General features: G+C 69.4%; 13 protein-coding genes. 7 read left to right on the top strand and 6 right to left on the bottom strand.

Annotation, left to right across the window (positions count from 1 at the left end; translation table 11 throughout):
• Positions 1–768 precede the first annotated feature (768 nt).
• Together ACO2RJ_RS11160 and ACO2RJ_RS11155 are read left to right on the top strand one after the other, a co-directional pair.
• Entirely contained in the window at positions 769–2,019 is a 1,251-nt protein-coding gene (locus ACO2RJ_RS11160) for an HlyD family secretion protein (RefSeq protein ID WP_423268086.1), read from the top strand.
• A 27-nt stretch (positions 2,020–2,046) separates the two neighbouring features.
• Positions 2,047–3,705 (top strand): DHA2 family efflux MFS transporter permease subunit, encoded by a 1,659-nt coding sequence (locus ACO2RJ_RS11155; protein ID WP_423268085.1) that lies wholly within the window; start codon positions 2,047–2,049, stop codon positions 3,703–3,705.
• Positions 3,706–3,726: 21 nt separating this feature from the next.
• Here the strand turns inward: ACO2RJ_RS11155 and ACO2RJ_RS11150 are convergent, their stop codons facing one another.
• Both ACO2RJ_RS11150 and ACO2RJ_RS11145 read right to left on the bottom strand, forming a co-directional pair.
• On the bottom strand, positions 3,727–5,004 hold the full coding sequence (locus tag ACO2RJ_RS11150; RefSeq protein ID WP_423268084.1) for an NAD(P)/FAD-dependent oxidoreductase: 1,278 nt from the start codon (positions 5,002–5,004) through the stop codon (positions 3,727–3,729).
• A 13-nt stretch (positions 5,005–5,017) separates the two neighbouring features.
• Entirely contained in the window at positions 5,018–6,421 is a 1,404-nt protein-coding gene (locus ACO2RJ_RS11145; RefSeq protein WP_423268083.1) for a glutamine synthetase family protein, read from the bottom strand.
• A gap of 382 nt (positions 6,422–6,803) precedes the next feature.
• Between ACO2RJ_RS11145 and ACO2RJ_RS11140 the strand changes: the two genes are divergently transcribed.
• From ACO2RJ_RS11140 to ACO2RJ_RS11125, 4 genes are all read left to right on the top strand, one after another.
• Complete coding sequence (locus ACO2RJ_RS11140; protein ID WP_423268082.1) at positions 6,804–7,910, top strand: extracellular solute-binding protein; 1,107 nt, start codon at positions 6,804–6,806, stop codon at positions 7,908–7,910.
• A 79-nt stretch (positions 7,911–7,989) separates the two neighbouring features.
• Entirely contained in the window at positions 7,990–9,156 is a 1,167-nt protein-coding gene (locus ACO2RJ_RS11135; protein WP_423268081.1) for an ABC transporter ATP-binding protein, read from the top strand.
• A gap of 8 nt (positions 9,157–9,164) precedes the next feature.
• The gene (locus ACO2RJ_RS11130) at positions 9,165–10,085 is read left to right on the top strand and encodes an ABC transporter permease (RefSeq protein WP_423268080.1); all 921 of its coding nucleotides are present in this window, start codon (positions 9,165–9,167) and stop codon (positions 10,083–10,085) included.
• Positions 10,082–10,903 (top strand): ABC transporter permease, encoded by an 822-nt coding sequence (locus tag ACO2RJ_RS11125; RefSeq protein ID WP_423268079.1) that lies wholly within the window; start codon positions 10,082–10,084, stop codon positions 10,901–10,903. Before ACO2RJ_RS11130 ends, ACO2RJ_RS11125 begins: the two co-directional genes overlap by 4 nt.
• A 71-nt stretch (positions 10,904–10,974) precedes the next feature.
• On the opposite strand, the gene ACO2RJ_RS11120 is transcribed toward ACO2RJ_RS11125, so the two are convergent.
• The gene (locus tag ACO2RJ_RS11120) at positions 10,975–12,687 is read right to left on the bottom strand and encodes an AsmA family protein (RefSeq protein WP_423268078.1); all 1,713 of its coding nucleotides are present in this window, start codon (positions 12,685–12,687) and stop codon (positions 10,975–10,977) included.
• 161 nt (positions 12,688–12,848) lie between these two features.
• On the opposite strand from ACO2RJ_RS11120, the gene ACO2RJ_RS11115 reads away from it, so the two are divergent.
• A complete protein-coding gene (locus ACO2RJ_RS11115; RefSeq protein ID WP_423268077.1) occupies positions 12,849–14,807 on the top strand; it encodes an acetoacetate--CoA ligase in 1,959 nt (652 codons plus the stop codon).
• Positions 14,808–14,949: 142 nt separating this feature from the next.
• Here ACO2RJ_RS11115 and ACO2RJ_RS11110 read toward each other — a convergent pair whose 3' ends face one another.
• The 3 genes from ACO2RJ_RS11110 to fabI all read right to left on the bottom strand — a co-directional run bounded on the left by ACO2RJ_RS11110 (position 14,950) and on the right by fabI (position 18,210).
• On the bottom strand, positions 14,950–15,936 hold the full coding sequence (locus ACO2RJ_RS11110) for a Bug family tripartite tricarboxylate transporter substrate binding protein (protein WP_423268076.1): 987 nt from the start codon (positions 15,934–15,936) through the stop codon (positions 14,950–14,952).
• A gap of 15 nt (positions 15,937–15,951) precedes the next feature.
• A complete protein-coding gene (locus ACO2RJ_RS11105) occupies positions 15,952–17,226 on the bottom strand; it encodes a hypothetical protein (RefSeq protein WP_423268075.1) in 1,275 nt (424 codons plus the stop codon).
• Positions 17,227–17,376: 150 nt separating this feature from the next.
• Positions 17,377–18,210 (bottom strand): enoyl-ACP reductase FabI, encoded by an 834-nt coding sequence (fabI, locus tag ACO2RJ_RS11100; RefSeq protein ID WP_423268074.1) that lies wholly within the window; start codon positions 18,208–18,210, stop codon positions 17,377–17,379.
• Between the last annotated feature and the right edge of the window lie 65 nt (positions 18,211–18,275).

The raw sequence follows: 18,275 nt of genomic DNA, 5'->3' as shown, positions 1-18,275 counted from the left end.
CAGGCGGTCGCGGCCGTGGCGCGTCGCAGTCGTATTCTTTCCATGTCGACGTGGAGCAGGCGGGCGCCGGGGAAAGGTGGACAAGCACGTCGCCGACTGAGCGGTCGGCGACGCAACCGCCGGTCAGCAGGGGGCGATCGTTCGGGCCGGACCCTCCGCCAACCCGCAGGGATCCCGATCCTGCGTCCGCTGCACGGGCGCTGCCGCGACCACGCCGGCCCCTTGACGCCCCTGCGGCGGAACTGGCGACCTGTCGCGTGACGGGCGTCCCGACCAGCGCTTGTAAGAGCGTTTCCCTGACGCCCTTCAACGGCCAGCGGTCCGCGAGCTTTCGGCGACTTCCTTCGCGACTGCACAACATTCCACGATGGCGGTAACGGCTCATGCACGGAGCGTGGTTCATGGTCGGCCTCGCACCGCTTCGCCTTGGGGGCGCAAGGCGTCCGGCCGAGATCGGACAGAAATGGTCCTGTCGCCAATCCCGGAGCGTCTGCCGCCGGAGAATATCCCCCGGCCCGCGATGCGCCGAGCGGTACGAAGCCGGAGTCAAAAAGTTTTGACCGAACCGTTCGGTCAATCTTGCCGACGCTGCCGGAAGGGGCTATCTATTTTTGACCGAACCGTTCGGTCATTCCCGATCGGCGGCGTCTGCAGGACGAGATCCCAGCGGGCGGCGCCGGACTGGCCGGGCCCGCCGGTACGCATTGAATGCCGGCGCCGCGGGAGAGGTCCGCGCGCCACCCGCAACGGAACGTTCCGAGGGTCGTTATGGGCAAGGCGCAGATGGATCCGCTACGGCCGCGATTGGTCACGGGCGGCGAGCCCGAGGCGAAGGATCTGCGGTCTCCCGACCGTGACGCGCCCGAGAGCCGCCGCGAGATCGAGCGCGAGGCGCCGGCCGAACCGGCCGAGCCGCCGGCGGTCGCGGGCGCTCCGGCGAAGCCGGGCAAGGGCCGGGCGCGCAAGCTGCTGCTCGGCGGCGCAGCCGCCCTCGCGATCGCGGCCGGCGCTTATTACGGACATCAGTGGTGGGTCGACGGGCGATTCCTGATCGAGACCGACGACGCCTATGTCGGCGCCGACATGGCGGTGATGGCGCCCAAGATTTCGGGCTACGTCGCCGCCGTGCCCGTGTCCGACAACGCCCGGGTGAGGAAGGGCGACCCTCTTATCGTGCTGGACGATGGCGACGCCCAGCTCGCGGTGACCGCGGCCGAAGACCGGATCGCGACCCAGCGTGCCTCGATCCTGCGCTTCGACAGCCAGATCGCCGCCGCCGCCGCGCAGGTGACCCAGGCGCAGGCTCAGGTCGACAGCGCGAAGGCGGACCGTGATCGCGCCGCCGCCGATTTCGAGCGCGCCCAGCAGCTCGCGAAGTCCACTTACGGCAGCAAGCAGAACCTCGACCAGGCCAAGGCCGACCGTGACCGGACTTTGGCGGCGGTGGAGGCGGCGAGCGCCGGCGTGACGGCGGCGCAGGCCAACCGCGAGGTGCTCGTCGCGCAGAAGGCCGAGGCCGAGCGCACGCTGGCCGAGCTTCAGACCACCCGCGCCCAGCGCCAGCGCGATCTCGACGCGACGGTCGTCCGCGCGCCGTTCGACGGGGTCGTCGGCAACAAGGCCGTGCAGCAGGGCGACTACGTCACGCCGGGCAAGCGCGTGATGGCGGTGGTGCCGCTCGACCGCGTCTATGTGGACGCGAATTTCAAGGAGACGCAGCTCGCCGACATCACGGTCGGCTCCCAGGTGCGGCTCTCGGTCGACGCCTATCCCGAGCATGACGTCACCGGCGTTGTCGACAGCCTCGCGCCGGCGTCGGGCGCCGAGTTCAGCCTGCTGCCGCCGGAGAACGCCACCGGCAACTTCACCAAGATCGTCCAGCGCGTGCCGGTCCGCATCCACGTCGCGCCGGAGGACGTCGCCAAGGGCAGGCTCCGGCCCGGCCTGTCGGTGACCGCCTCCGTCGACGTCCGCACCGCCCCGAAATCCGGAACCGGCGCCGCCGACGCGCGGCGCTGACGAGCCCCTGCGTCCGAGGCATTCGCGATGAGCCAAGGCGACGCCCCCCAAGGCGACCGTCCGGCCTCCGGTCCGAACCGCGTCCCCGCGCGTCCGGCGGCCGGAAGCTCTCCGAACGCCTCGGGCGCAGGTCGCCCCCCCGCCGAGCCCGAAGTCACGCCGCGGCGGCTGATCGCGTTCCTCGCGCTCGTCTTCGGCATGTTCATGGCGATCCTGGACATCCAGATCGTGTCGTCCTCGCTCGCCGAGATCCAGGCGGGCCTGAGCGCGAGCCCGGACGAGATCTCGTGGGTGCAGACCAGCTATTTGATCGCCGAGGTGATCATGATCCCGCTGTCGGGCTTCCTCGCCCGGGCGCTGTCGACGCGGGTGCTGTTCACGATCTCGGCGGCGGGCTTCACCGTCGCGAGCGTGCTGTGCGCGACCGCGACCACCCTGCCGGAGATGATCGTCTACCGCGCGCTGCAGGGCTTCATCGGCGGCGGCATGATCCCGACCGCCTTCGCCGCCGCCTACACCATCTTCCCCAAACGCCTGCAGCCCGCCATCATGGCGCTGGTCGGCCTGACGGTGACGCTCGCGCCCACCGTCGGCCCGACGGTCGGCGGCTACCTCACCGAGCTGTTCTCCTGGCACTGGCTGTTCCTGGTCAACGTCATCCCCGGCGCCGCGGCGACCCTGATCGCCTGGGCGCTGGTCGATTTCGACGAGCCGGAGCCGGGCCTCCTGAAGAAGCTCGACTACCTCGCGCTCGCCGCCATGGCGGTGTTCCTCGGCAGCCTCGAATACGTGCTCGAGGAGGGCGCGCGCGACGACTGGTTCCAGGACGACGCGATCCGGGCGCTGTCGGTCGCGAGCGTGCTGGGCGCCGTGCTGTTCTTCTGGCGGTGCTTCACGGTGAAGGAGCCGCTGGTCGACCTGCGCGCCTACAACAACCGCAACTTCGCGGTCGGGTCGCTGCTCACCTTCGTGCTGGGAGTAGGCCTTTACGGCCTGACCTACCTCTACCCCGTCTTCCTCGGCCGGGTGCGCGGATACGATTCGCTGCAGATCGGCGAGACGGTGTTCGTGACCGGCATGTTCATGTTCGTGACGGCGCCGGTGGTCGGCGTGCTGTCGCGCAAGACCGACCCGCGCTTTCTCATTGGCGCGGGATTCCTCGGCTTCGGACTGTCCTGCCTCGACCTCACCTACATCACGCAGGACTGGGCGTTCGGCGAGCTGTTCCTGCCGCAGGCGCTGCGCGGCGTCTCGCTGATGATGTGCATGGTGCCGATCAACGTGGTGTCGCTCGCGACGCTGCCGCCCAACAAGCTGAAGAACGCCTCCGGCCTGTTCAACTTGATGCGCAACCTCGGCGGCGCCTTCGGGCTCGCCTTCATCAACACCTTCCTGAACGACCGGCAGGACCTCCACATGCTGCGCCTGCGCGAGAGCGTGGTCTGGGGCCGGCAGGTGGCGGACGAGCGGCTGGCCTCGATGACGCAGAGCTTCGCCGGACGCATGGGCTCCGACGCCGAACTCGCCGCGATCAAGCAGATGAGCCAGTCGGTCCGCCAGCAGGGCCTGGTGCTCGCCTTCGGCGACCTGTTCTGGGTGCTCGCCATCCTGTTCGCGAGCCTGGTGATCCTGGTGCCGCTGGTCCGCAAGCCGGGGAGCGGCGCCGGAGCGGCGCCGGCGCACTGAGGCGCCGGAACGATCGGAACGCTAAAGCCGGTCCCTCAGCGCGTAGTAGCTCATCGCGGCGACCAGGATCGGCTTGCGCAGCCACGTGCCGCCGGGAAAGGACGGGACCGGCAGCCGGGCCAGCAGGTCGAAGCGCTCCAGGGCGCCGGCGACGGCCTCGGCGAGAATCTTGCCGAACATCGGACCGAGCATCACGCCCTGGCCGGAATAGCCGGCCGCGACCAGCACGTTCGGCGCGATCCTGCGCACGAAGGGCGCGCGGCTCGGCGTGATGCCGAGGACGCCTCCCCAGGCGTGCTCGATCGCGACGTCCTTCAGCTGCGGAAACACGTTCAGCATATGCGGCCGCACGAGCGGCGCCACGTCGTCCGGCAGCGTCGTCGAATAGGTCTCGCCGCCGCCGAACAGCAGGCGGCCGTCCGGCGTCGGACGGAAATAGTAGACGACGAACCGACTGTCGGCGACGGCCGCGCGGCCGCCGAAAATCTCGAAGATCCGGTCGCCAAGCGGCGCGGTCGTCGCGATGTGGTTCGCGATCGGCATCACGCGCCGTTCGACCGCCGGCTCCACGCCGTCCATCAGCCCGTCCGTGCAGATCAGGACGGCGTCGGCCGTGACCGCGCCTCGCTCGGTCTCCAGCGCCGGCCTGGCGCCGTGACGGAGCCGCAGGACGCGCGTCCCCTCATGTATGACGGCGCCGGCAGCCTCGGCTAGGCGCGCCAGTCCGAAGGCCAGCGCAAGCGGGTCGAGATGGCCGGCCTCGTGGTCGATCGAGCCGCCGTGATAGGCCTCGGTCTTGACCAGCGCCCGCATCTGGTCGCGGTCGAGCGTCTCGACATGGGGATAGCCGTAGTCGTCGCGGAGCTTGCGCACGTAGCTGTGGGTTTCCGCGACATAAGCCGGCTTATGGTCGGCGTGGATCAGCCCTTTCTCGAAGCGAACGTCGACCCCGCGGCGGCCGATCGTGTCGTCGAGCAGCGCCTTGGCGTCGAGGCACATGTCCCAGAGCTTGCGGGCGTCGCTCGGCCCGACAGCCTTCTCGAGCCAGTCCTGGTCGCGGCGCTGACCGATATGCGCCTGTCCGCCGTTGCGGCCCGAGGCGCCCCAGGCGACGCGCGCCTGCTCGAGCACGACGACCTTCATGCCGCGCTCGGCGAGATGCAGCGCGGCCGACAGTCCCGTGAACCCCGCCCCGATGATCGCGACGTCGGCCCGCGCGTCGCCGCCGAGCGGCGGGCGCGGCGGCGGGGCCGGATTGACGGCGGAATAATAAGAGGGCGCGGGTGGATAGGCGGTCATGGCAGACGCGCCCTCACACGTTCAGCAGCAGGTACTCCCGCTCCCAGGGGCTGATGACCTGCATGAAGGTCTCGAACTCGGCGCGCTTGATCGCGCCGTAGGTCGCGACGAAGGTGGAGCCGAAGACGTCCCTCAGCGGATCGCAGTCCTCGAAGGCCGCGACCGCCTCGAGCAGGCCGCGCGGCAGATCGTAGTCGAGCCCATGGGCCGAGCCGTCGATCGGTTCCGTCGGAGTCAGCGCCTCGGTCATGCCGAGATAGCCGCAGGCGAGCGACGCCGCGATCGCGAGATAGGGATTGGCGTCCGACGACGGCACCCGGTTCTCGACGCGGCGCGCTTCCGGCACGGAAGGCGGCACGCGGATGCCGGTGGTGCGGTTGTCGTAGCCCCATTGCACGTTGATCGGCGCCGAGGACTGCCGCGTGAGCCGGCGGTAGGAGTTCACGTAAGGCGCCAGCACGCACATCACCGCCGGAAGGTATTTCTGGGTCCCGGCGAGAAAGCCGAAGAACTCCGGCGACGGTTTGCCGCGTTCGTCGGAAAAAATGTTCACGTTGGACTTCATGTCGCGAACGGACTGGTGGATGTGCATCGCCGAGCCCGGCTGCCGCGCGATCGGCTTCGCCATGAAGGTCGCGTACATCTTGTGCTTGAGCGCGGCCTCACGGATCGTCCGCTTGAACAGGAAGACCTGGTCGGCGAGCGCGAGCGGATCGCCGTGGCGCAGGTTGATCTCCATCTGCGCGGCGCCCTCCTCGTGGATGAGCGTGTCGATCTCGAGCCCCTGGGCCTCCGAGAATTCGTAGATGTCCTCGAACAGCTCGTCGAATTCGTTGACCGCGGAGATCGAGTAGGACTGGCGGCCGGTCTCCGGCCGCCCCGAGCGCCCGATCGGCGGCTCCAGCGGGTAGTCGGGGTCGGTGTTGGGCTTGACCAGATAAAACTCGATCTCCGGCGCCACCACCGGCGCCCAGCCTTTGTCGGAATACAGCGCGACGACCCGCCTGAGCAGCTGGCGCGGAGAAACCTCGACCGGCCGCCCGTCGCGGTGGAAGGCGTCGTGGATGATCTGCGCCGTCGGGTCGGAGGCCCAGGGCACCACGCAGAGCGTCGAGAAGTCCGGTTCGAGCACGAGGTCGCTGTCGGCCGGATCGCCGCCGCCGGGCTCGTCCTCGTCGGCATAGCCGCCGGCGATCGTCTGGTGGAAGATCGAGGACGGCATGTTCATGGTCGGCGAGTTGAAGAACTTCTGCGCCGGCATGATCTTGCCGCGCGCGACGCCCGCCTGGTCGGGGACCAGGCACTCGACCTCCTCGACCCCGCGCTCGTCGACCCATTCGCTCGCGGCCTCGGCGTCGGCGGCCCCGCGGCGATCGGCGATCCGTTCGCGCAGGCCGGCCCGCTTCTTCTTGCTCATCGTCAAACTCGTGCGTTCGATCCGCCGACGCGAGGGCGAGGTCCGCGGACCGCGCATGCTTCGGTTGACCCGAGCCGGCGTGACGACGAGACGACCGACCGGCGTGTGGTCCGTCGCGCAAGGCGGGCCGCCCCGGATCGGGTCTTGGAGAGACGGTCGATCGCGGCCCGACGGCGGAGCGATCGCTCCGCGCGACGCCGAGCTGGACCCGGCGCGTCGGCTCCAGCCTGCCCGAGCGCCGGCGCCAAATCAATCGGGCCGAAAAAGCGGCGGCCGTGACGTCGAAATGAGCGAAGCCGCCAGTTGTGCAGTCCGCAGGCGCCGGCTAGCCTTCGGTGCGTCGGCCGCCCGCGCTGGGCCGGGAGGCAGGGGGAAATCGCGTATGACGACGAAACGGTTCGCGGTCGCAGGCCTTGCGGCGCTCGGGCTCGCCATGTCGCTTGCCGGCGGCGCGCCCGCCGAGGCCAAGGAAGTCCGCATCTACAACTGGTCGGACTACATCGACGATCAGATCCTCAAGGACTTCGAGAAGGAGACCGGGATCAAGGTCGTCTACGACGTCTTCGACTCCAACGAGATCCTCGAAACCAAACTGCTGACCGGCAAGACCGGCTACGACGTGGTGGTGCCGAGCGCGACCTTCCTGTCGCGGCAGATCAAGGCGGGCGTGTTTCAGAAGCTCGACAAGTCGAAGCTTCCGAACCTCGCCAACACCTGGCCGGAGATCTACGAGCGGGTCGCCAAATACGATCCCGACAACGCGTATTCCATCAACTACATGTGGGGCACGACCGGCATCGGCTACAATGTCGACAAGGTCAAGAAGGCGTTCCCCGACGCGCCGCTCGACAGCTGGCAGCTGGTCTACAATCCAGACAACCTGAAGAAGCTGAAGGGCTGCGGCGTGATGTTCCTCGACAGCCCCGAGGATTTGATGCCCTCGCTGCTCACCTATCTCGGGCTTCCGCCGGACTGGTCGAACGTGAAGAACGTCGAGAAGGCCGCCGAGCATCTGTCCAAGCTCAAGCCCTACATCACCAAATTCCACTCGTCGGAATACATCAACGCTCTGGCGAACGGGAACATCTGCGTCACGGTCGGCTATTCCGGGGACGTGTTCCAGGCGAAGTCCCGCGCCGCCGAGGCGGACAAGGGCGTCAACGTCGAGTATTCGCTGCCGAAGGAGGGCGCCCAGCTCTGGTTCGACCAGATGGCGATCCCGGCCGACGCGCCGCATGTCGAAGAGGCGCACATCTTCCTCAACTACATGCTGAAGCCCGAGGTCGCGGCGAAGAACTCCAACTTCGTGCAATACGCCAACGGCAATCTGAAGTCGCAGGAGTTTCTGGACGCCGAGGTCAAGGACAACCCGGCGATCTACCCCACCCCGGAGGTGTTCGCGCGGCTCTACACCGTGCCGACGATCGAGGACTCCAAGACCCAGCGCGCGCTGACCCGCGCCTGGACCAAGGCGAAGAGCGGACGCTGAGACGTCGCGGCGTCGTCCCGGCCGAAAAGCAGAGCCGGGACGGCGCGCTTGTTCTGTCCTTGAGGATCGGACCCGCCGCATGGCGCCCAAGCCCGCCCAGAAAGCCCTCGGCCCGATCCGGCGCTCTTTCGCCCCGTGGCTCGACCCCTCCGCCGTCCCGCTGATCCGGTTCGAGAACGTCGTAAAGCGCTTCGGGGAGTTCACGGCGGTCGACGACATCTCGATCGACATCCACAGCCGTGAGTTCTTTTCGCTGCTCGGGCCGTCCGGCTGCGGCAAGACCACGCTGATGCGCATGCTGGCGGGCTTCGAGGAGCCGACGTCGGGGCGCATCACGCTCGCCGGCCAGGACCTCGCCGGCACGCCGCCCTACCGGCGGCCGGTCAACATGATGTTCCAGTCCTACGCGCTGTTTCCGCACATGACGGTCGAGCAGAACATCGGCTTCGGGCTGAAGCAGGAGGGCATGCCGAAGCCCGAGATCGCCGAGCGCGTCAAGGACATGCTCCGGCTCGTCAAGCTCGACGCGTTCGCCGCCCGCAAGCCGCATCAGCTCTCCGGGGGCCAGCGCCAGCGCGTGGCGCTCGCCCGCTCGCTCGCCAAGAAGCCGAAGGTGCTGCTGCTCGACGAACCGCTCGGCGCGCTCGACAAGAAGCTGCGCGAGGAGACCCAGTTCGAGCTCATGGATTTGCAGATGGAGCTCGGGCTGACCTTCCTGATCGTGACGCACGACCAGGAGGAGGCGATGACCATGTCGGACCGCATCGCCGTCATGAACCACGGCAAGCTGGTCCAGGTCGCGACGCCGGGCGAGATCTACGAGCAGCCGAACAGCCGCTACGTCGCGGACTTCATCGGCGACATCAATCTCTTCGAGACCAAGGTGACCGGAGCCGCCGACGGGCGGCTGACGCTGGCCTGCGCGGATGCGTCCGCCGAACTCCTTGCGGCCGGCGACGCCGCGACGCCCGTCGGCGCGGACGTCGCGCTCGCGGTCCGGCCGGAGAAGGTCCGGATTTCCCTCGAGCCGCCGCCGGCGACGGCGACCAATGTGCTCAAGGGCGAGATCTGGGACATCGCCTATCTCGGCGACTGGTCGGTGTTCCTGGTGAAGCTCGAGAACTCCGAGAAGGTCGTGCGCGTGAGCCGCGCCAACATGACCCGGACCGAGGAGACGCCCATCGCCTGGGATGACAAGGTGTTCGTGCATTTCGCGCCGGACGCCGGCGTCCTGCTGACGGCCTGACCGCGCCGATGGCCGACGCGCCCGCCCCCCCACGCGCCGCGAGCCGATGGTTCGTGATCGGCGCGCCATATCTGTGGCTGCTGGTCTTCTTCCTCGCGCCGTTCGTCGTCGTGCTGAAGATTTCGCTGTCCGACACGACGATCGCCCAGCCCCCCTACATCCCCGTGCTCGACCTCGCCAATGGCTGGCGGGGCGTGACGGACTGGTGGGACGGGCTCGACCTCGAGAACTACGGGATCCTGTTCGAGGACGAGATCTATTTCGCGTCCTACGTGTCGAGCCTGGTGATCGCGACGGTCGCGACGCTGTTCTCGCTGCTGATCGCCTACCCGATGGCCTATGGCATGGCGCGCGCGCCCAAGAGCCTGCGGCCGACGCTGCTGATGCTGGTCATCCTGCCGTTCTGGACGTCGCTGCTGATCCGCGTCTACGCCTGGATCGGCATCCTCGACCGCGAGGGCCTGCTCAACGCGTTCCTGCAGGGGATCGGCGTCATCGACGAGCCGCTGGTGATCATGAACACCAACACGGCGGTCTTCATCGGCATTGTCTATTCCTACCTGCCGTTCATGGTTCTGCCGCTCTATTCTAGCCTCGAGAAGCTCGACGACACGCTGCTGGAGGCCGCGGCGGACCTCGGCTCGCCGCCGTGGAAGGCGTTCTGGCAGATCACCGCGCCGCTCTCGCTGCCCGGCGTGATCGCCGGCTGCTTCCTGGTGTTCATTCCCGCCGTCGGCGAGTTCGTCATCCCCGACCTGCTCGGCGGCTCGGGCACGCTGATGATCGGCAAGACGCTGAACGACGAGTTCTTCCTCAACCGCGACTGGCCGGTGGCCTCCGCGATCGCGGTGCTGATGCTGCTGGTGCTGGTGGTGCCGATCGCGATCTACCAGAACGTCCAGGCCCGCGAGCTGGAGGCCGGGCGATGAGGAAGGGGCTGTCCCCATTCAACGTCGTGTCGCTGACTTTCGGCTTCGCGTTCCTCTATCTGCCGATCGTCCTTCTCGTCATCTACTCGTTCAACGCGTCGCGGCTGGTCACGGTCTGGGGCGGGTTCTCGGCCCATTGGTACGCGTCCCTGCTGCAAAACGACGACCTGCTGTCGGCAGCCTGGGTCACGGTCCGAGTCGGAATTCTGTCGGCGACGCTCGCGACCGTGCTCGGCACCATGGCGGCCGTCACGCTGACGCGCATGCGGCGCTTCCGCGGCAGGACGCTGTTTTCGGGCATGATCTACGCGCCGCTGGTGATGCCGGAGGTGATCACCGGCCTGTCGATGCTGCTGCTGTTCGTGGCGGTCGGTTTCGAACGCGGCTTCGTCACGCTGGTGATCGCGCACGTCACCTTCTCGATGTGCTTCGTCGCGGTCGTGGTGCAGTCGCGGCTCGTCACCTTCGACAGGAGCCTCGAAGAGGCCGCGATGGACCTTGGCTGCACCCCGGCCAAGACCTTCTTCGTGATCACCCTGCCGATCATCGCGCCCGCGATCGTGTCGGGCTGGATGCTCGCCTTCACGCTGTCGATCGACGACCTCGTCATCTCGCAGTTCACCACCGGGCCGGGCGCGACCACGCTGCCGATGCAGATCTACTCGATGGTCCGCCGCGGCGTGACGCCCGAGATCAACGCGATCTGCACGATCCTGATCGCGATCGTAACGACCGGCGTGATCATCGCCTCGATCGCGACCAAACGGGCGGAGGCCGAGCGCCTCAAGGCCGAGCGCGCCGCCGCCGCGGGGCGGTGAGGCCGAGCCGCGCCGTCAGGCCCGGGAAGCCGGGGGCGAGAAGTCAGGTTGGTCTGGGCAGGTGCGCGCCGTCAGCGCGCGCCCATGTTGCGCGCCTCGCCCTGCGGATCGGCGAGCGAAATGTTCGGCCGGATGCGCGGCGCGGCGAACGGGCCGTCGACGCGGATCGGCAGTCTCCAGCCGCCCTCGACCGGACGCACGAAGCCGTCGAGCTTGAGCTCGCCGGCCGCGAGCCGGGCGTCGCCGGCGAGGGTGAGCGTCGCGTCCGACCCGACCGCCCTCAGATCCTGGGTGAGCGCGACGCCGCGACGCACCACGACGTTCGCCTCCGCCGAGCTCACCGCGAGCGCGCCGCGGAGGCCGACCAGAGCGAGCGCGCGGTTGTGGCCGAACCCTTTGATCGCGCCGTCGGCGAGGCGCAGCCGGCCGCGCCCCTCGAGGTCGCCGACGATCTCCGCGGCGGAGCGTCCTTCGCCGCGCACCCCGAACTCGGCCGTGAGCGCGCCTGCGATCGGCGGCTCCTTTCCGCCGCCGGCGAAGGCCTCTTCGATCGTCACGTCGGTCGCCGACAGATCGGCGCGCAGCGCGACGGCGTCCTGCGCGCGCGGCTCGACGATCAGGCGGCCGCTCACCGCCCCGCCATAGGCCGAGGCTTCGCCGACGGAGATGTCGAGCGCGCCGTCGGCGATCGCGACCGTCGCCGCGACGTCCTCGAAGCGGAACCCGGCGAAGGTGAGCGTGCCTGCGGACAGTCTGAGGTCGAGGTCGAAGCCCTGGATCGCGGCGAGATCGAAGCGCTTGGAGCTCAGGGCGCCGTTCTCGCGCACCCCCGGAGCCAGGCCGTCGACGTAAGGGGCGAGATCGAGCGTCTCCGCGTCGAGCGTCGCCTCGACGCTGGGGCGTTTTCCGCCCGTCGTCAGGCGGCCGGCCCCGAGGAAACTGTGGTCCTCGAGATCGAGCTCGGCGTTGGCGATGGACAGGCCGTGGCGGTCGGCCGTCGCCTCGCCTGCGAGCGAGAAGCCGGTCAGCGGCGCGGAGCGGCGCGGCGCCGGCGCGCCCAGCCAGCGCAGGGTCTGCCGCAGAGAGGCGGCGCGCATCCTGAGCGCCCCTTCAAAGCGGGGCCCCTCCGCGTCCAGGGCGTGGCCGTCGAACAGCACGCGCGCGCCCCCGCCCGTAAGCCTGGCCCGCACCGGCGCTCGCGCCCCGCGGGCGAGCGCCTCCGGATCGGCGAGCGACGCCGCCCCCTCCACCGGCCGCCCTTCGAACGTGCCGTAGGCGCTGACGGCGAGCGGCCGCCCGGCGCTCGGCCAGACCAGCGCGCCGGTCACGCCCTCGATCGAGCGTCCGTCAATCGCGAGCCGGCCGTCGACGACGCGCAGCTCCGGCATGTTCGACCGCGCGGGGGCCGCCCGCAGGGCCGCGAACACCTCGTCGAACGGAATGCGGTCGAGCGCGATCTGCGGCTCCCGCAGGGTGACTCCGGCGAGCTCGACGCGGCCGGCGAGCAGCGCCCCCAGGCGGGGCCTGGCCACCACCTCGCGCGCCAGCGCGAAGGGCGTTTCGTCCCCCCGCGCGGCGCTGACCCCGTCGATCCGGATCTCCACCGTCGGGAACCAGGTCACGGCGGCGCGTCCGTTCACCGCGATCGTGAGCCCGGAGCCCTCCCGCAGCGCCGCAAGCACGGCGGCGTCGACGCCGGCGAGCGGCGCGCGCGCGACCAACACGACGAACGCCAAAGCGAGCGCGCCGCACAGTCCAGCGAGGGCGAGCGCGAGGCGTCGCATCCGGTGACGGATCTCCGGGACAGGGCCGCGCCGAAACGAGACGCGCGGCGCTTATATCGCATCCAGTGCGAAGGCCCAAAACGACGCCCGCGCCGCCTTTCCGCCGGCCGGCGGACGGGCCTATACATCCAGGACCGACCGACGATCCGGAGTTTCTGCGCATGACGACCGACGCGCCGCTGTGGACCCCCTCGCCCGAGCGCGCGGCCGCCAGCGCGATGGCGCGCTTCGCCGAGGCCGCGAGCACGCGGGCCGGCCGTCCCATCGAGGGATTCCGGGAGCTGCACGCCTGGTCGATCGAGGACCGTGCGGCGTTCTGGGACCTCGTCTGGGAGTTCTGCGGCGTCGTCGGCGACAAGGGCGCCCGCGTGCTGGAGAACGGCGACGCCATGCCCGGCGCGCGCTTCTTCCCCGACGCGCGGCTGAACTTCGCGGAGAACCTGCTGCGCGGCTCAGGCTCCGGCGAGGCGATCGTGTTCCGGGCCGAGGACAAGGCGGAGGCGCGCCTCAGCTGGGACGAGCTGCGCGCGCTGGTGTCGCGGATCCAGCAGGCGCTGACGGCCATGGGCGTCGGCGAGGGCGACCGTGTCGCCGCCATGATGCCGAACCGGCCGGAGACCGTCGCCTTCATGCTGGCGACCGCCTCGCTCGGCGCGATCTGGTCGTCCTGCTCGCCGGATTTCGGCGAGCGCGGCGTGCTCGACCGCTTCGGGCAGATCGAGCCCAAGGTCTTCGTGACGGTCGACGGCTACTGGTACGCCGGCAAGCGCATCGAGATCGGGCCTAAGCTGAAGCCGATCACGGAGGCGCTGACGACGGTCGAGCGCACGGTGGTCGTCCCCTATCTCGGCGCAGCCGAGGAGGTCGCGGCGGGGCTGACGAACGCCGTGTCGCTCGCCGCCTTCCTCGACGGCTTCGACGCGAAGGAGGTAGCCTTCACGCGCCTGCCTTTCGCCCACCCGCTCTACGTCATGTTCTCTTCCGGCACGACGGGCGTGCCGAAATGCATCGTCCATTCGGCGGGCGGCACGCTGCTGCAGCAGCTCAAGGAGCATGTGCTGCACTGCGACGTCCGCGCGGGCGACCGCGTGTTCTACTTCACCACCTGCGGCTGGATGATGTGGAACTGGCTGGTCGCAGGGCTCGGGGCCGGCGCGACGCTGCTGCTCTACGACGGCTCGCCGTTCCACCCGACGCCGGCGGTGCTGTTCGACTTCGCCGACGCCGAAGACATGACCTTCTTCGGGACCTCGGCGAAATGGATCGACGGCGTGAAGAAGCAGGGGCTGAGGCCCCGCGACACCCACAGCCTGGCGACCGTGCGGACCATGGCGTCGACCGGCTCGCCGCTCGCCGAGTCGAGCTTCGACTGGGTCTATGACGCGGTGAAGCCGGACATGCAGCTCGCCTCGATCTCCGGCGGCACCGACATCGTGTCCTGCTTCGTGCTCGGCAACCCGCTGGAGCCGGTCTGGCGCGGCGAAATCCAGGGGCCGGGCCTCGGGCTCGCGATCGCGACGCTCGACGACGACGGAAAGCCGCTCAGCAAGGGCAAGGGCGAGCTCTCCTGCGTCAAGGCGTTTCCGGCGATGCCGATCGGCTTCTGGAACGACCCGGACGGCGAGAAGTACCGCGCCGCCTATTTCGACCGCTTCGCCAATGTCTGGGTGCATGGCGACTTCGCGGAATGGACCGAGCATGGCGGGATCATCATCCACGGCCGCTCCGACGCCACGCTGAACCCCGGCGGCGTGCGGATCGGCACGGCGGAGATCTACGCCCAGGTCGAGAAGATGCCGGAGATCACCGAGGCGCTCTGCATCGGCCAGGACTTCGACGGCGACGTGCGCGTCGTGCTGTTCGTGCGCCTCGCCGAGGGCACGACGCTGGACGACGACCTCGCCAAGCGCGTCAAGCTCAAGATCCGCGAGGGCGCCTCGCCGCGCCACGTGCCGGCCAAGGTGGTGGCGGTCGCCGACATCCCGCGCACCAAGTCCGGCAAGATCGTGGAGCTCGCGGTGCGCGAGGTGGTGCATGGCCGCCCGGTGAAGAACAAGGAGGCGCTGGCCAACCCGGAAGCGCTGGAGCTGTTCGCAGGATTGGACGAGCTGCAGGGCTGAGCGGCCAGCCCACGGTCGTCATGGTCCCGGCTTGACCGGACCATCCATGCCGGGCGTGGAGCGCGACGCCCGAAATGGGTCCTCCGGTCAAGCCGGAGGACGACGGCGGACGCAGCGCTCCCCCTGCTGGACGGCGCGCAATTCACTCCAGCTTCGCGCCGGAGATCCGCACGAGCTCCGCCCAGCGCGGGTTCTCGTCGGCGATGCGGCTGACGAGCTCGTCGGGAGAGGCGTCGATCACCGGCGTGAAGCCGTTGGGTTCGAGCTTCGCCTTGACCTCGGGATCGCCCATCGCCTCGGTCAGCGCGCGGAACAGGGCGTCGCGCTTGTCGTCGGGAAGGTTCTTCGGGCCGACGATCGCGTACCAGGTCTGTATGTCGACCTCGCCGAGGCCGAGATCTGCGAACTCCACCATCGACGGAACGTCCGGCAGCGCCGCGATGCGGTCCTTCGAGCCCACGGCGAGCGCGACCAGCCTGCCGTCGCGGACATGCGGCGCGAGCGCCGGGATCACGTCGAACATGATGTCGACCGTGCCCGCAAGCAGGTCGATCAGCGCCGGGCCGCCGCCCTTGTAGGGCACGTGGGTGATCGAGGCGCCCGACTTCGCCTTCACGAGCTCGACGCCGAGATGGCTGATCGTGCCGACGCCGGACGAACCCATGCGCAGCTGGTCGGGATTGGCCTTGGACCAGGCGATCAGCTCACGGAGTCCGGTCCAGCCGTTCGTCCTGGCGGTCTCGGCGTTCGCCACGCACAGGATCGTGCCGGTCGCGACCCGGCTGACCGGCGTGAGGTCGGCGTCGGGATCGTAGGGGAGGGCGGCGTAGAGGTACTTGTTGACGATGAGCTGGGTGACGTTGAGCAGACCGAAGGTCGCGCCGTCGGGCTCGGCCTTCGCCACCGCGGCGGCCCCGATCGATCCCCCGGCTCCGCCGCGGTTCTCGACGACGCACCGGCCGCCGAGCCGTGGTCCCAGCTTGTCCGCGATCAGGCGCCCGAGCAGATCGACCGCGCCGCCTGGCGGATAGGGTACGATGAGGGTGACGGTCTCGGCGCGGGCGGGGCGGGCGACGAGCAGCGCCATGGCGGAGGCGCCGGCGAGCAGGGCGCGGCGGGAGAGCGTCATGGGCCTCAACCTCCGTCAGTCCGCCAGCTTCAGGAACTCCCGCCCGACCTTGACGAGGTCGAACCTTGTCCACCCGCCGACCCCGTCGGGCAGCTCGTAGCGCACGATGTCGGCGGTCGCATAGGTGCGCGACAGCCGCGAGGGGATGAAGGACCCCGTACCCACGACGTCCACCGGCGCCGAGAGGTTCCCGAACACCCGGCATTTCAGCGTGTCGAAGCCGGACGAGACCACGATCCGCGGCTGCTTGAAGCCGGCATCGTCGAGCGCATTGCGGAAGAAGACCGTCGCCGCGGCGGTGACGCCGGTGCCGAACAGGAACTTGTCGCGCACCTCGTCGGAGGTCATTCCGCCGAGCTCCTCGAAGTCGAAGCCTTGAAGCGCGAGCTTCGCGACCTCGCCCGGGGTGTGGCGGTGCGTCCATTTCAGCAGCGTTCGGACGCTTTCGTCCCAATCGAGGCCTTCGAGATGCCGGCCGCCATGGGTGTCGAGGCGGAAGGCCAGCGTCTTGCCGGCCTCAACCGGTCCGCCGGCCCCGTAGAACCAGCGGCAGACGGCGAGCGCGTCGGCGACCTCGCGGCCGTCATAGTCGACGAGCACGGTGTACCGCGCCTCGTCCGGAAACTGCGCGACGTAGAGCCTCGAGGCTTCGAGCGTCGCGCTCTCGGTCCCCGGATCGCGGCCGGCCGCCAGCATGCGCGCCTTGGCGTAGCCGATCAGCGAATGCGGCATGGTGCCGAGGCCGCGCGGCGTTCCGTAGAGCGGCGCCGCGAGATTGGTCGAGGTGCCGACGAAGCCCTTGGCGCCGGTGAGCTGCGCGGTGCGCGATCCGACCGCCGCGCCGTAGGAGCAGGCGAGATGCATGTCGTCGCCGCTGGTGTGGCGCGCCTCCATCGCGAGGAACTCGGCCTCGGGCAGCGCGCGGCACATCGCATAGGCGTTGAAGGCGGAGACGCAGGAAAAGCCGATCCGCTGCAGCAGCAGCGTCTCCAGCGGCGACAGAGCGACCAGCGAGCCCGCGACATAGGCCATGGGCTTGCCGGAGGCCAGCACCGCGCCTTCGGGAGCGACCCGCGTTACGTCGAGCGGGATCGCCGCGTCCTGAGGGTACGCTTCGGCAAGAAAGTCGAGCGCGCGGTCGATCGCGACCACGCAATCCGTGCGCAGGAACACCGCATAGGTGACGCGGACGTCGCCATTGGCCGCCACGATCTCGGCGGTCTTCGCGAAATAGGCGTCGGTGCGGGCGGCGACGTAAGCGGGATCGGCGATGTCGGTCGTAGCGTTCAAAGGACCTCCGCCCCGCATCCCGGCCTTGAGCCGGGACCAATACGCGCCCAAGCGGCAAGATAGGCCGCGTCGGGCGGGGAGTCTCGCACGGTCGGGGTCGGCGGCCGTCGTGTCCCGGATCAAGTCCGGGACGCGACGGAAGCTGCGAGCTTACCCCTTCTCTTCGGCCTGGGCTTCCGCCACGTCGATGGTCTTGAGGCTGCCCGGCTCCGGCATCGAGATGATGTTGTAGCCGGCGTCCACGAAGTGGATCTCGCCGGTGACGCCCGCCGACAGGTCGGACAGCATGTAGAGCGCGGCGCCGCCGACGTCCTCGATGGTGATCGGGCGCCTGAGCGGCGAGTGCCGGCGCTGGAAGTCGTACATCAGCCGCGCGTCGGCGATGCCCGCCCCGGCCAGCGTCCGCACCGGCCCGGCCGAGATCGCGTTGACGCGAATCCCTTGCGGGCCGTAGTCGGCGGCGAGGTAGCGCACGCTCGCCTCCAGCGCGGCCTTCGCCACCCCCATGACGTTGTAATTCGGCATGACGCGCGTCGAGCCGCCATAGGTGAGCGTCAGCATGGCGCCGCCGGCCGGCATCAACGTCGCGGCGCGCTTGGCGAGCTCGGTGAAGGAGAAGGCCGAGATCACCATGGTGCGCGAGAAGTTCTCGCGCGTGGTGTCGGCGTAGCGGCCCTTCAGCTCGTTCTTGTTGGAGAAGCCAATGGCGTGGACGAGGATGTCGAGCCCGCCCCACTTCTCGCCGATCGCCGCGAAGACCGCGTCCACGGAGGCGAGGTCCTCGACGTCGCAGGGCAGCACGATGTCGGAGCCGATGCTGTCGGCAAGCGGCCGCACCCGCTTGCCGAGCGCCTCGCCCTGATAGGTGAAGGCGATCTCGCAGCCGGCCTGGGACAGCGCCTTGGCGACGCCCCAGGCGATCGAGTGGTCGTTGGCGACGCCCATGATCAGGGCGCGTTTGCCGCTCAAGAGTCCGGCGATCATGCGCCCTCCGATGGTTTTCGCCGGGCGACGAGGCTCGTCGTCCCGGACGCAGCGAAGCGGAGATC

The sequence above is a fragment of the Hansschlegelia sp. KR7-227 genome (assembly GCF_049446035.1).
In the GTDB taxonomy this organism is placed as follows: domain Bacteria; phylum Pseudomonadota; class Alphaproteobacteria; order Rhizobiales; family Methylopilaceae; genus Methylopila.
The sequence above is the reverse complement of the archived record's forward strand: the minus strand, read 5'-3'. Positions and strand labels throughout refer to the sequence as shown.

What these genes read in the sequence shown, in the direction of transcription:
- ACO2RJ_RS11130 (WP_423268080.1), top strand. Translation starts at nt 9,165, where the DNA reads ATGGCCGACGCGCCCGCCCCCCCACGCGCCGCGAGCCGATGGTTCGTG.
- ACO2RJ_RS11155 (WP_423268085.1), top strand. Translation starts at nt 2,047, where the DNA reads ATGAGCCAAGGCGACGCCCCCCAAGGCGACCGTCCGGCCTCCGGTCCG.
- ACO2RJ_RS11115 (WP_423268077.1), top strand. Translation starts at nt 12,849, where the DNA reads ATGACGACCGACGCGCCGCTGTGGACCCCCTCGCCCGAGCGCGCGGCC.
- fabI (WP_423268074.1), bottom strand. Translation starts at nt 18,210, where the DNA reads ATGATCGCCGGACTCTTGAGCGGCAAACGCGCCCTGATCATGGGCGTC.
- ACO2RJ_RS11120 (WP_423268078.1), bottom strand. Translation starts at nt 12,687, where the DNA reads ATGCGACGCCTCGCGCTCGCCCTCGCTGGACTGTGCGGCGCGCTCGCT.
- ACO2RJ_RS11125 (WP_423268079.1), top strand. Translation starts at nt 10,082, where the DNA reads ATGAGGAAGGGGCTGTCCCCATTCAACGTCGTGTCGCTGACTTTCGGC.
- ACO2RJ_RS11140 (WP_423268082.1), top strand. Translation starts at nt 6,804, where the DNA reads ATGACGACGAAACGGTTCGCGGTCGCAGGCCTTGCGGCGCTCGGGCTC.
- ACO2RJ_RS11110 (WP_423268076.1), bottom strand. Translation starts at nt 15,936, where the DNA reads ATGACGCTCTCCCGCCGCGCCCTGCTCGCCGGCGCCTCCGCCATGGCG.
- ACO2RJ_RS11135 (WP_423268081.1), top strand. Translation starts at nt 7,990, where the DNA reads ATGGCGCCCAAGCCCGCCCAGAAAGCCCTCGGCCCGATCCGGCGCTCT.
- ACO2RJ_RS11150 (WP_423268084.1), bottom strand. Translation starts at nt 5,004, where the DNA reads ATGACCGCCTATCCACCCGCGCCCTCTTATTATTCCGCCGTCAATCCG.
- ACO2RJ_RS11145 (WP_423268083.1), bottom strand. Translation starts at nt 6,421, where the DNA reads ATGAGCAAGAAGAAGCGGGCCGGCCTGCGCGAACGGATCGCCGATCGC.
- ACO2RJ_RS11160 (WP_423268086.1), top strand. Translation starts at nt 769, where the DNA reads ATGGGCAAGGCGCAGATGGATCCGCTACGGCCGCGATTGGTCACGGGC.